A 12090-nucleotide genomic window follows, 5' to 3' on the forward strand; every position below is an offset into this window, starting at 1 on the left:
GTCTCGCGTTAGGTCTTCGGGATTATCCCGGGGGACCCCGCCGCTCGTGAGACTTCGTCCATGGCCGTGATCGCCGCCTTCGTCATCAATGCGGGGCTCAACTTCGTCCTGGGCCTGCTGATCGCCAAGCTGCTCGGCCCGGCCGATTTCGGCCGCTTCGCCCTGGCGACCACCGGGGCGATCGTGCTCAACACGGTGCTGTTCGAGTGGCTCCGCCTCTCGGCGACGCGCTTCTATTCGGGTCGGGTTCGGGTGGACGAACCCTGGATCCGCCACGGGCTCGATCGGGCCTATCTGCGCATCGGTCTGCTGCTGCTCGCCGCCGCCGCCCTGTGCGGGGCCTTCGGCTTCGCCCACGGCGCGGACGGGCGCGAGGCAATCCTGTGCGGCACCGGACTGGCGGCCCTGGGGATCGGCGTATTCGACTATCACGCGGCCCTGGCCCGGGCCCGGTTCGACGGGAAGCTCTATCTCGGCCTCGTGGCGGTGAAGAACGTGCTGGCCTTCGCCCTGATGGCCGCCGCCGCGTGGTGGCTGCCGCAGCCGGCCTGGGTGCTGGCGGCAGCGGGCTTGAGCCAGTTCCTGGCGGTTATCCTGCTGCGCCATCCCCTGCGCGACCCGCGCACGCCGTTCGAGCGACCCCGCCTGTCGGCGACCTGGCGGGTCTTCGCCACGTACGGATTGCCGCTGATCGCTGCCAACACGGCCTATCAATGCCTCGCCTTCGTCAACCGGGGGGCGGTCGCGGGCCACGCCGGCTTCGCGGAGGCCGGCTACTTCGCCCTCGCGGCCGACGTCACGTCGCGCGCCCTGATGACGCTCGGCACCGCCCTCGATCTGCTGCTGTTCCAGCTCGCCGTCCAGGCCGAGGAGCGGCAGGGCCGCGCCGCCGCCGAGGCCCAGGTTGCCGAGAATGCCGGCATGGTGTTCGCGCTGCTGGCGCCCTGCGCGGTCGGCTTCTGGGCCGTGCTGCCGGCCCTCCAGGCGCTGGTGGTACCCGATGCCTATCGTGGCCCGTTCGAGAGCTACAGCGTCGTGCTGATGCCGGGCCTGTTCTGCCTGACGATGATGTTCTACGCGCTCAACCCGGTCTTCCAGATCCGACGCCGGACCTTTCCGGTGATCGCCGCCGCGCTGGTCGGGCTTGCGGTCAACGGGGCGGGCCTGCTGGTGCTGCCGGATCGCCTCGGTGGGATCGGGGTCGCGCTGGCGCAGAGCGCCGGGCTCGCCGCCGCCGGGCTGTGGCTCGGCTGGCGCGCCCTCACGGGCCCGGAGCGCATCCGCCTGCCCTGGGGCTCGATCGGGGCAGCGGCGCTGGCCTGCGCGGCGATGGGCGTGGCGCTCGCGCCCTTCCGCCACTTGCCGCCGGGAACCGCGCTGGCGGTGCTGGTCCCGGCCGGGATGGTCCTCTATGGGGCTTTGGTCTGGGTTTTCGATATTGCCGGGCTGCGCCGTCAGGTCAGCGCGCGGCTGCGCCCGGCGCGGGCCGTGGCGGCGGAGTGAGGCCGACCCCAGTCCGCAAGGAAACCAACGCGCTGAAACCCCGCGACTCCACCTGCGCTTGAATCCGGCACCGGTTTTGGCGACACCCGTCGTGGAATGGATCCAAACAAGACCGGGGCGGAAACGATGGGCGTCTACGAGCCCGGCACCGAGGCGGAGGCCGCCGAGATCGTGCGGGCGGCGGCCGGGCGCGGCGAGCGCCTGCGGCTCGAGGGCGGCGGCACCGCCACGGGCCTCGGGCGGCCGGCGCAGGATACCGCGACGCTCTCGGCCAGGAAGCTCACCGGCGTCACGCTCTACGAGCCCGCCGAGATGGTGGTGGCGGCCCGGGCCGGGACGCCGCTGGCCGAGGTCGAGGCGCTGCTCGCCGGGAAGGGCCAGATGCTGCCCTTCGAGCCGATGGACCTGCGCGGCCTCTACGGCACCGCCGGCGAACCGACCCTCGGGGCGGTGGCGGCGATCAACAATGCCGGCCCCCGGCGGATCAATGCCGGCGCGGCCCGGGACAGCCTGATCGGCGTGCGCTTCGTCAACGGACGCGGCGAGGCGATCAAGTCGGGCGGGCGGGTGATGAAGAACGTCACCGGCCTCGACCTCGTAAAGCTGATGGCCGGGGCGCACGGCACCCTCGGGCTCCTCACCGAGGTGACCTTCAAGGTCCTGCCGGCGAGCGAGCGCGTCGCCACCCTGGTCTTCTCGGGCCTCGACGATGCCCGGGCGATCACCGCCCTGTCGGAGGCCCTGGGCTCGCCCTTCGAGCTGACCGGGGCGGCGCACCTGCCGGCCGGGATCGACGCCCCGGAGGCGCGCACGCTGATGCGGCTCGAAGGCTTTTCGGAGTCGATCGATTACCGCACCGGCGAGTTGCGGCGCCTGCTGAAGCGCTACGGCCAGCCGGAGATCGTCGACGGCGCGGCCGGCACCGCCCTCTGGCGGAGCGTGCGCGACGCCGCCCCGCTCGCCGAGCCCCGGGACGCGGCCCTCTGGCGGATTTCCACGGCGCCGACCCACGGGCCGGCGCTCGCGGCCGCGGTGGCGGCGGAGCGGGACGCGCGCTGGTTCTTCGACTGGGGCGGCGGCCTGATCTGGCTTGCCACCGGCGCGCAGGGCGATGCCGGAGCGGAGGCGGTGCGCAAGGCCGTGCGGGCGCAGGGCGGCCACGCCACGCTCGTGCGCGCGCCCGACGCCGTGCGGGCCGCCGTGCCGGTGTTCGAGCCCCTGGCCGAGCCGCTGATGCGGCTCACCGCGGGCATCAAGGCCGCGCACGATCCGAACGGTGTGCTCAACCCGGGCCGGATGTACGCGCAGGTGTGACGTTCATCCCCTCCCCCCTGCGGGGAGGGGTCAGGGGTGGGGGTGGTTCAGGATCGAGCGCTGCGGCGCCCCCTGCCCCCCGCCTTCCACTCCTCTCCACAAGGGAGAGGAGAGCAGGCAGGAAGAAACCGTGCAAACCAACTTCGCCCCCGCCCAGCTCGCCGATCCCGCTATGGCGGCGTCCGAAAAGATCCTGCGGACCTGCGTGCATTGCGGCTTCTGCACGGCGACCTGTCCGACCTACCTGCTCCTTGGCGACGAACTCGACTCCCCGCGCGGCCGCATCTACCTGATCAAGGACATGCTGGAGGGCGGCAAGCCGGCCTCGCCGGAGGTGGTCAAGCACGTCGACCGCTGCCTCTCCTGCCTGTCCTGCATGACGACCTGCCCCTCGGGCGTGCACTACATGCACCTCGTCGATCATGCCCGGACGCATATCGAGGAGACCTACGCGCGCCCCGCCGGCGACCGCTTCCTGCGGGCGCTGCTGGCGCAGGTATTGCCCTATCCGAACCGCTTCCGCGTCGCGCTCGCAGCCGCCAAGATCGGCGCCCCGTTCCGCGGTCTGGTGGCCCGGCTGCCGCGGGTGGGCAACCGGCTCGCCGCCATGCTCGACCTCGCCCCAGCCGGCATGCCGCCTCGCGAGCCGACCAACCGGCCCGGCCGCTTCCCGGCAGCGGCCGGGACAGCCTCCAAGCGCGTCGCCCTGCTGCGCGGCTGCGCCCAGAGCGTGCTCCGTCCGGACTTCAACGCGGCGGCGATCCGCCTGCTCAACCGGCACGGGGTGGAGGTCGTCCACGCCCAGGAGGGCTGCTGCGGAGCGCTGACCCACCACATGGGCAAGGCGAATTCGGCCCACGCGCTCGCCAAGCAGGCGATCGACGCCTGGGACGCCGAGATCGCCAAGGGGCTCGACGCGATCCTGGTGACGGCTTCGGGCTGCGGCACGACGATCAAGGATTACGGCTTCATGTTCCGCGACGACCCGGCCTATGCCGAGAAGGCCAAGCGGGTGTCGGCGCTTGCCAAGGACGTCACCGAGTATCTCGCGCGGCTCGATCTCGCCCCCGTCGCCGAGACCGATCTCGTGGTGGCCTACCATTCGGCCTGCTCGATGCAGCACGGCCAGGGCATCCGCCTGGAACCCAAGACGCTGCTGAAGCGCGCTGGCTTTACCGTGAAGGACGTGCCCGAGGGCCATATCTGCTGCGGCTCGGCGGGGACCTACAACATCCTGCAGCCGGAACTCGCCGCGAAGCTGCGGGCCCGGAAGGTCGCCAACATCGAGCGCGTGCGCCCGGACGTGATCGCCACCGGCAATATCGGCTGCGCCACGCAGATCGGGAAGGGCACCGGCATCCCGATCGTCCACACGGTGGAGCTTCTGGACTGGGCGACCGGCGGCCCGAAGCCGGCCGCACTGGCCGGGGTGACGCCGCGGCTTGAGGCGGCCGAGTGAGGACGGTGCGCCCCCCTGATCTGTGAACCAGAGTTGACATTTTTTGGAATTATGTGATCTATAGTTCACATGTTCGCCGTGCGTCGCACCGCCGAATTCATCGCTTGGCTGATGGCCTTGCGGGACGTCCAGGCCCGTACGCGGATCACCAAGCGGATCAACCGGATGGCCGCGGGCAACTTCGGCAATACCAAGTCGGTCGGCGATGGGGTGAGCGAATTGCGCTTCGACTTCGGCCCGGGATACCGGGTTTATTATACGCTACGCGGTGATGTCGTCGTGATCTTGCTGTGCGGCGGCGACAAGGGCTCGCAGGCCCGGGACATCGCGCGGGCGAAGGTCATGGCACGGGAGGTCTGAGGGATGCCTCTTGAAACACAGCCTTGGGATGCTGCTGAGGTGCTGAACACACCTGCAGATATCGCAGCCTATCTCGACACCTACCTGGAGGACGGGACGCAGGAGGAGATACTCCAGGCCCTCAACACCATCGCCCGGTCGAAGGGCATGTCGGCGCTCGCGCGCGAGACGGGGATCAGCCGCGAGGCGCTCTACAAGGCGTTCAGCGACAACGGCAATCCAACGCTCGACACGCTGCTGCGCGTGCTGAAGGCCTTCGGCGTGCGGCTCGCTGTAGCGGCGTGACCATTCGGAACGCTTGCCGGCCACCACAGCCGCACCCCGTGACACCCCCGTGACATCTATTCACGGTTGACCCTTGCCAAATCCGCGCAGCGGTCTGTAATGATGTCGACCCTTTCCGGTCCCGCCGGCCGCCGCAACGGCCCGCGGACGTTGCCGAATTCCTCGAGAAAACGGCGGCGGTGTCGCGGCGGGCCCTGTCGGCCCGTCTGGCGGCGACGGGTGTCGTCCCCGATCGGACAGGTGTCGCACGTCGCGGCGGGTTCTCCGCCGCACCCCAGGAATTCACGGCCGGTCCGATCCGGCCGAGAGCATTTCGCGAGGTCGGGACCACGATGGACGGACGCACGGCCCAGCATAAAGCTGCGCGTGCCCCGGTGGCGCAAGAGCTGCGTCGCGCCGGTCCGTCCCTCGACCCGGCCAGGTTCAACCCCAGGCGCCCTTTGCGCCGACCGGCGGTTGACGGCAATTTCCCCTCGAACCCATCCGCCTCGGCGACGAGGCCGGCACCCTGCCCGACAGCATTGACGTCGGGCGAGGCGCCGCCGGGACCACGGGCACGGAGAACGACGTCGGCCGCCATGCCGAGAGTCCGACATGGCCAACAAAATGCTGATCGACGCGATGCACCCGGAGGAGACCCGGGTCGTCACGGTCCAAGGGTCTAGGGTCGAGGAGTTCGACTTCGAAGCCGCCAACCGGCGCCAGCTGCGCGGCAACATCTACCTCGCCAAGGTCACCCGCGTGGAGCCGTCGCTTCAGGCAGCCTTCGTGGAGTATGGCGGCAACCGCCACGGCTTCCTGGCCTTCAACGAGATCCACCCCGACTACTACCAGATCCCGCTCGCCGACCGGCAGGCCCTTCTTGAGGAGGAGGCCCGCGACGCCGAGGAGCATCGCGAGCGCGAGGAGCGCCGCCGCCGTTCGCCCCGCCGCTCCCGCGGCCGCCGCGCCGAGGCCCGCGCCCGCAGCGCCGACGAGACGGTGAGCGCCGAGGACGCGCACGAGGCTGCCCAGGTCGAGGGGCAGTTCGAGGGTGAGGCGGCTCAGGTCGCCGATCACGTCGAGACCTCCCCGGAGGCCGGGATCGCGCCCGCCGGCATGCCCGATACGCTCGCCGAGAACCCCGAGGCGGTGCAGGAGGCGCTCGCCTCCGAGAGTGCGGCCGGGGATATCGCCGAGCCGCAGGGCGAGCCGGCGCACGCTGCCGGCGAGCATCATGCCGCGCCGGCCGCCGAAGCCGTCGAGTCCGCCCCGGTCGCGGCGCAGGCCGAAGAGGCCGCGACCGACCAGGACGATCCGGCCGAGCCCGAGGCCCGGATCGCCGTGGCGGAAGCCCTGACCGTGGCCGAGGAGCCGGCCGAAACTGTCGCGGAGGATGTCGCGGCGGCCCGCGGTGCTGCGGCGACCGGCGAGCTCGACGAGCTGTCGGATGAGGACGAGTCCGAAGAGGATGAGTCCGACGACGACGAGGAGGATGAGGACGAGTCGGAGGACGACGAGGACGAGTCCGACGAGGATGACGATTCGGACGAGGAGTCCGACGACCCCGACGCCGAGCCCAAGATCGCCCAGGTCGGCGGCAACGGCGACGCGCTGGCCGAGATCCCCGAGCGGCCCCGCCACTATCGCCGTCAGTACAAGATCCAGGAGGTGATCAAGCGCCGCCAGATCATCCTGGTGCAGGTGGTCAAGGAGGAGCGCGGCACGAAGGGCGCGGCGCTCACCACCTACCTGTCGCTGGCCGGCCGCTACTCGGTGCTGATGCCCAATACCGGCCGCGGTGGTGGCATATCGCGAAAAATCACCTCGGCGGCCGACCGCAAGCGCCTCAAGGAGGTCGTGCAGGATCTGGAGGTGCCCGAGGGGATGGGCGTCATCCTGCGCACCGCCGGCGCCTCGCGCTCCAAGCCCGAGATCGCCCGGGACTTCGAGTACCTGATGCGCCTGTGGGAATCGGTCCGCGAGCTGACGCTGACCTCGATGGCCCCAGCCCTGGTCTACGAGGAGGGCTCGCTGATCAAGCGCGCCATCCGTGACCTCTACAACAAGGATCTGGACGAGGTTCTGGTCGCCGGCGAGGACGCCTACCGCGAGGCCAAGGACTTCATGCGGATGCTGATGCCCGGCCAGTCGAAGGTCGTGAAGCCCTACCGCGACCCGACGCCGATCTTCGCCCGCTACGGGGTCGAGCAGCAGCTCGACGCGATGTTCTCCACCCACGTCTCGCTGAAGTCCGGCGGCTACCTCGTGATCAACCCGACCGAGGCCCTGGTCTCGATCGACGTGAACTCGGGCCGCGCCACTCGCGAGCACGACATCGAGGACACCGCCCTCAAGACGAACCTGGAGGCCGCCGAGGAGGTCGCCCGCCAGCTGCGCCTGCGCGACCTCGCGGGCCTGATCGTCATCGACTTCATCGACATGGAGGAGAAGCGCAACAACCGCGCCGTCGAGAAGAAGCTCAACGAGTGCCTGAAGAACGACCGCGCCCGCATCCAGGTCGGCCGGATCTCGCCCTTCGGCCTCCTGGAGATGAGCCGCCAGCGCATCCGCACCGGCGTGCTCGAATCCTCCTCGATCCCCTGCGCGCATTGCGGCGGCTCGGGCTACGTGCGCGCCACGGCGTCGGTGGCGCTCCACATCCTGCGGTCGATCGAGGAGGCGCTGCTCAAGTCGGCCTCGCACAACCTCGTGCTGCGCACCCGCACCGAGGTCGCCCTCTACATCCTCAACCAGAAGCGCGGGCATCTGCGTGAGCTGGAGGTCCGGTTCGGCGTGACCATCACGATCGCGGCCGACGAGCGGCTGGCGGCAACCGCCGCCTTCCAGCTCGATCGCGGCGAGCCGGCCCAGCGGGCCGAGGGCCCGGTGACGGGCGTGCGCGCCCAGGCGATCTCGCCGACCACCGAGTTCGACGACGACGACGAGGAGATCGAAGAGGCCGAGGCCGAGACCGAGATCGAGGCGGATGCCGAGGGCGAAGCCGAGGGCGAAGCCGAGGGTGAGGCCGGGGAGACCCGCGCCGAGGCCCGGGAGGACGGCACGCGCGACGAGGGCGATGGCCGCCGTCGCCGCCGTCGCCGCCGGCGTCGGGGCGGCCGCTCGGAAGGGCGTTCCGAGGAGGAGCGTCAGGGCGCCTCGGGTTCCGACGAGAACGGCGGGGACGAGGAGTGGGACGGCGACGAGCCGGCGAACGCCAACGAGGCGACCGCCGAGGCAGCGACCGGCGAACCGGTTGAGGCAGCCGTCGCGGTCGAGGGCGGCGTATCCGATGCCGCCGTGGCGGCCCCGGACGAAGCCGTCCAGGCAGAGGACGAGGGCGGACGCCGCCGTCGCCGCGGCCGCCGGGGTGGACGTGGGCGCGGCGAGGGCCGCACCCGTGAGGGCGCCGAGGCGGAGGAGGCCGTGGCTTCCGACAACGAAGCGCTCGCATTGCCGGCGGAGGAGCCGGTGAGCGGTCAGGCCGTGGCCGAGATCATCGAGGCCGCCCCCGAGGCCAGCCGCGGCGAGACGGCGGTGGACCTGCCGGTCGCCACGGCGCATGAGCCGGAGGCCACCGAGACCCACCCGACCAACGGTGCCACCGAGCTGTCCCCCGCGTCGCCGGCTGAGCCGGCGCCCGAGCCCGTGGCGGTCGTGCTGACGCCCCCGTCCGATCCGGACCGGCCCAAGCGCGCCGGCTGGTGGTCCCGCACCAAGGCCGCGCTGACCGGCGAGTGAGCGCGCGCCACCGGCCCGTTGCGGCCGGTGGCGTCGAACCGCGCAGGGGGGGGAGGTCGCTCCCCCCTCGAATTGCAACTTCTTTGATCAATTAGAATCAGGCAAGATTAGCCTTCATCATTGGTTGAAAGATCCGTGCGAAGGTCCGCCCCGATTCGCCAATCGGAGGACCCCGCATGTTCGGCCTGAACCGCAAGCGCTCGGAGACGGGCGCGTCCAGCTCCCTGCAAAGGGCCGCTGCGCCGGTGCAGGCACCGGTCATCGTCGCGGCCGCGCCGGAACCGCAGCCTGCCGCCGTCCCGGCCTTCGATCGCGAATGGCAATCGCTGCTGGCGCGCATGTCGGCCGCGGCCTCGGATGCCGGCACCTCGATCGGCTGGATGACCCATGACGCCTCCGGCACCGCCGAGCAGGCCCGGCTGATCGCGGCCGCGAGCGAGGAACTCGCCGCCACCACGGGAGAGATCGCGGCCCGCTCCGCCTCGGCCGCAGAGACCGCCGAGACCGCCCGCGCCGGGATCGCCACCTGCGTCGGCGACCTGCAACGTGCCGCCGATGGCATGCGCGGGATCGAGGAGGGAACCGAGGAGATCGGCAACCGGCTCGACAGCTTCTCGACCGCGGCCCTGCGGATCGAGGAGATGGCCGGCACCATTGCGGCAATCTCGGCCCAGACTAACCTCCTGGCGCTCAACGCCACGATCGAGGCGGCGCGCGCCGGCGAGGCGGGCCGCGGCTTCGCCGTGGTGGCTGCCGAGGTGAAGACCTTGTCGGCCCAGACCGCTAAGGCGACCGACGAGATCCGCGCCCGCGTGGCGGGCCTGCGCGAGGAGATGGCGGCCATGCAGGCCGCGGTCACGCGCAGCCGCGGCGCGGTCGAGACCGGGGCCGCCGCCATGGTGCGGGCCAATGCCCGCGTCGAGGCCGAGAGCGGCGCCGTCGCGACCGTCGCGTCGCAGATGCGCGAGGCCTCCGAGATCCTGAACCAGCAGATCCAGGCCACCGGCGACATCGCCAACAACGTTGGCCGGATCGCGGAGGGCACCGACAAGGCGCGCCGGGAGATCGGAGACGCGCTGACCGAACTCGAACAGATCGAGGCGCTCGGCCGCAACCTGCTCGACCGGCAGGACGGCGGCCAGGCAGCGGAGGCGCATACGGCGCGCCTTCCGGCCGACCTCGCCGCTTGGCGGCGCGCCATCGCGGCGACCCTGGTCGGCATGCGCTCGGCCGACAACCCGCCCGTGGCGGTGGCCGCCAACCCGGCGCGGCCGGCCGCCGTTGAGACGCCCCTGGCGCAGGCCCGCGAACAGGCGGCGGCGATGCTCCGCCATGTCCGCGCCCAGGCCTGGGACGAAGCGACCACCGCCTTCGTCGCCTTCGAGGCGGCCATCAAGGACACGCGGTCGGCCGTCGCCTGAGCGGCCGCGGACGCTTTCAGGCGTCGATCAGGCGATCCAGCCGCATGCGGGTGATCTGCGCGACCTCCTCCAGCGCGGTCTCTCGCTCGGCCGCCGGATCCCGGCCGAGCCGGACCTCGAAGACCGAGAGGATCTCGCCCCGGCTGCGCCCCCGCACCGCGACGATGAACGGGAAGCCGAACCGGGCGCGGTAGGCCGTGTTCAACCGCGCGAAGGCCGCTGCCTCGGCCTCCGCCATGCGGTCGAGCCCGGCGCTGCCCTGCTCGCTCGCCGAGTCGGCCGTGAGGGCCCGCGCCCGCGCCTCGGGGCCGGCGAGTTCCGGATGGCCGTTGAGGAACGTCAGCTGCACCTCGTCGGGTGCGGAGCGCAGGGCTCGCATCATCGCCGCGTGCAGGTCGCCGATGCTGACGAAGGGGCGCTGCGGCGCGACGGCCTCGGCCACCCAGGCGGCGTGCTCGAACACGCCCCTGAGCAAGGCCACGAAGGCGCTCGCCTCCATCCGGTTCACGGTGGTGAGGTCAGGCACCGCCTCAGCTGCCGCGGTATGTGGTGAAGCTGCCGGGGGCGCACAGCATCGGCACGTGGTAGTGCTGCGCCGGATCGAAGATCGCGAAGCGCACCACCGGGTTGTCGATGAAGATGTCGGCCTCTGCGGTGCCGGGACGGTCGCGGAAATAGTCCTCCACGTGGAAGACCAGCTGGTACTGGCCGACCTTCGCCTCGCTCGGTGCCAGGATCGGCTGGTCGGTGCGGCCATCCGCGTTCGTGACCACGCTCTTCACGAGCCGCCACGTCCCGCCCTTCGATGTCCCGCCTTCCGATGCCTCGCCCTCCAGAACGGAGAAGTCGATGCGGACCCCCGCGGCGGGACGGCCGCGATCGGTATCGAGGACGTGGGTCGAAATGCCGGCCATGGCGTGACGATGCTCTAACTGCCGCGATAGTAGGAATAGCCCCAGGGCGTGAACAGCACCGGCAGGTGGTGGCGCTGGCCCGCATCGCGGATCCGGAAGCGAATCGGCACGCGATCAAGGAAGTTCGGGCTCGGCAGGCTCACACCGCGGGCGGCGAAATAGGCCCCGAGATGCAGCAGCAGCTCGTAATGGCCGGGCCGGAGTGCGGCGTCCGTCAGTAACGGCTCGGCCGGCCGGCCGTTGGCCGCGGTCGTGACGGTCTTGATCGGCGCAAGGCTGTCACCCTCGCGCCAAGCAAGGTCGCAGACCATGCCGGCGGCCGGAGTGCCGTGGAAATTGTCGATGGCGTGCAGCGTCAGGCGCGGGCCGAGGCCAGCCTGTGAGACCGGGGCATGCGCGAGCGGGGCGGTCTTGTCGGAAGCCGTTGACGGCGCCGGGCCTGCCTGCGCCAGGACGCCGCCGGATGCGGCTGCCGCAGCACCCCCGAGACCGAGTCCGGTGAAGCTGCGGCGGGTCAGGGGCGATATCTCCACGGCGGGCTCCCATCATGCGACCGGTCGTCGGATCGCGGACGGCGATCGTTCACGCCGCGTGCAAGGGACACGCCAGGAACGGGAAATGGCTATTGCGACGGCGGTTCGGGCGCGGTGGATCCATCATTGGCCTTCCGGCGCTCGCGTTCCTTGCGCAACTCCCGCTCGGCCAAGAGCCAGAACTCGATCTCGAATCCCTCCGGCCGGTGGTTGCGCTCCCACAATTCATAGGCGCGCTCGCGAATCCGCTCGAACGTGATGGCGTCCGGCCCCGGGGCGGAAGGGGCGGGAGAGGACGCGGGCTGGTCGTCGGACATGGACGAGGCTCCCGCGGCGTAGGACGGGGGTTCCGGGGTCGTCGCCCCCGGAGACGGATAGGTGTCGGACTTCATGGCGGCGCCCGCCCCGCTCAGGTCGCTGGCCTGTCGAGATAGGCGGCCACGCTGGTGATCCGGCTCCCCACCATCGTGACGGCCTTGCGCAGCCGGTCCTCGCTCACGCCGAAGCGTTGGGCCCAGGCCTCGCGGGTGGCGCGGTCGTAGATGTCGAGATGCGTCTTGCCTCTGGCTTGGGTGGACATG

Annotated in this window: 12 protein-coding genes; 7 read left to right on the top strand and 5 right to left on the bottom strand. The window is 71.2% G+C overall.

All coding sequences use genetic code 11. The features are described from left to right. Window positions 1-60 precede the first annotated feature (60 nt). The 7 genes from BLQ49_RS18010 (at window position 61) to BLQ49_RS18040 (ending at window position 10062) form a co-directional block, all read left to right on the top strand. Entirely contained in the window at window positions 61-1503 is a 1443-nt protein-coding gene (locus BLQ49_RS18010; protein WP_091718123.1) for a lipopolysaccharide biosynthesis protein, read from the top strand. 126 nt (window positions 1504-1629) lie between these two features. After that, on the top strand, window positions 1630-2817 hold the full coding sequence (glcE, locus tag BLQ49_RS18015; protein ID WP_091718465.1) for a glycolate oxidase subunit GlcE: 1188 nt from the start codon (window positions 1630-1632) through the stop codon (window positions 2815-2817). A 130-nt stretch (window positions 2818-2947) separates the two neighbouring features. Continuing rightward, a complete protein-coding gene (glcF, locus tag BLQ49_RS18020) occupies window positions 2948-4276 on the top strand; it encodes a glycolate oxidase subunit GlcF (RefSeq protein WP_091718125.1) in 1329 nt (442 codons plus the stop codon). A 69-nt stretch (window positions 4277-4345) separates the two neighbouring features. After that, window positions 4346-4636 carry a type II toxin-antitoxin system RelE/ParE family toxin gene (locus BLQ49_RS18025; protein ID WP_091718127.1) on the top strand — a complete coding sequence of 97 codons (291 nt, stop codon included), beginning with the start codon at window positions 4346-4348 and terminating at the stop codon, window positions 4634-4636. Window positions 4637-4639: 3 nt separating this feature from the next. Further along, on the top strand, window positions 4640-4921 hold the full coding sequence (locus BLQ49_RS18030; protein WP_091718129.1) for an addiction module antidote protein: 282 nt from the start codon (window positions 4640-4642) through the stop codon (window positions 4919-4921). 594 nt (window positions 4922-5515) lie between these two features. Continuing rightward, complete coding sequence (locus BLQ49_RS18035; RefSeq protein WP_091718131.1) at window positions 5516-8641, top strand: Rne/Rng family ribonuclease; 3126 nt, start codon at window positions 5516-5518, stop codon at window positions 8639-8641. Window positions 8642-8817: 176 nt separating this feature from the next. Next, complete coding sequence (locus BLQ49_RS18040; RefSeq protein ID WP_091718134.1) at window positions 8818-10062, top strand: methyl-accepting chemotaxis protein; 1245 nt, start codon at window positions 8818-8820, stop codon at window positions 10060-10062. A gap of 16 nt (window positions 10063-10078) precedes the next feature. Here the strand turns inward: BLQ49_RS18040 and uraD are convergent, their stop codons facing one another. The 5 genes from uraD to BLQ49_RS18065 form a co-directional block, all read right to left on the bottom strand. After that, window positions 10079-10588, bottom strand: coding sequence for a 2-oxo-4-hydroxy-4-carboxy-5-ureidoimidazoline decarboxylase (gene uraD, locus BLQ49_RS18045; protein WP_091718136.1), 510 nt, complete (start codon window positions 10586-10588; stop codon window positions 10079-10081). Between the two features lie 4 nt (window positions 10589-10592). Then, on the bottom strand, window positions 10593-10976 hold the full coding sequence (gene uraH, locus BLQ49_RS18050; protein WP_091718138.1) for a hydroxyisourate hydrolase: 384 nt from the start codon (window positions 10974-10976) through the stop codon (window positions 10593-10595). Between the two features lie 14 nt (window positions 10977-10990). Continuing rightward, the gene (uraH, locus tag BLQ49_RS18055) at window positions 10991-11509 is read right to left on the bottom strand and encodes a hydroxyisourate hydrolase (protein ID WP_091718140.1); all 519 of its coding nucleotides are present in this window, start codon (window positions 11507-11509) and stop codon (window positions 10991-10993) included. 89 nt (window positions 11510-11598) lie between these two features. Next, window positions 11599-11826: a DUF2934 domain-containing protein gene (locus BLQ49_RS18060; protein WP_091718142.1), complete on the bottom strand. Its 228-nt coding sequence runs from the start codon at window positions 11824-11826 to the stop codon at window positions 11599-11601. Between the two features lie 92 nt (window positions 11827-11918). Next, window positions 11919-12089, bottom strand: coding sequence for a DUF3606 domain-containing protein (locus BLQ49_RS18065; RefSeq protein WP_091718144.1), 171 nt, complete (start codon window positions 12087-12089; stop codon window positions 11919-11921). Window position 12090 lies beyond the last annotated feature (1 nt).

The organism is Methylobacterium phyllostachyos (assembly GCF_900103445.1).
GTDB lineage: Bacteria > Pseudomonadota > Alphaproteobacteria > Rhizobiales > Beijerinckiaceae > Methylobacterium > Methylobacterium phyllostachyos.

Excerpts from the sequence above, each read along its gene's own strand:
- uraH (WP_091718138.1), bottom strand. The coding sequence starts at position 10,976 with ATGGCCGGCATTTCGACCCACGTCCTCGATACCGATCGCGGCCGTCCC.
- BLQ49_RS18040 (WP_091718134.1), top strand. The coding sequence starts at position 8,818 with ATGTTCGGCCTGAACCGCAAGCGCTCGGAGACGGGCGCGTCCAGCTCC.
- BLQ49_RS18030 (WP_091718129.1), top strand. The coding sequence starts at position 4,640 with ATGCCTCTTGAAACACAGCCTTGGGATGCTGCTGAGGTGCTGAACACA.
- BLQ49_RS18065 (WP_091718144.1), bottom strand. The coding sequence starts at position 12,089 with ATGTCCACCCAAGCCAGAGGCAAGACGCATCTCGACATCTACGACCGC.
- glcE (WP_091718465.1), top strand. The coding sequence starts at position 1,630 with ATGGGCGTCTACGAGCCCGGCACCGAGGCGGAGGCCGCCGAGATCGTG.
- BLQ49_RS18060 (WP_091718142.1), bottom strand. The coding sequence starts at position 11,826 with ATGTCCGACGACCAGCCCGCGTCCTCTCCCGCCCCTTCCGCCCCGGGG.
- BLQ49_RS18010 (WP_091718123.1), top strand. The coding sequence starts at position 61 with ATGGCCGTGATCGCCGCCTTCGTCATCAATGCGGGGCTCAACTTCGTC.
- BLQ49_RS18025 (WP_091718127.1), top strand. The coding sequence starts at position 4,346 with ATGTTCGCCGTGCGTCGCACCGCCGAATTCATCGCTTGGCTGATGGCC.
- BLQ49_RS18035 (WP_091718131.1), top strand. The coding sequence starts at position 5,516 with ATGGCCAACAAAATGCTGATCGACGCGATGCACCCGGAGGAGACCCGG.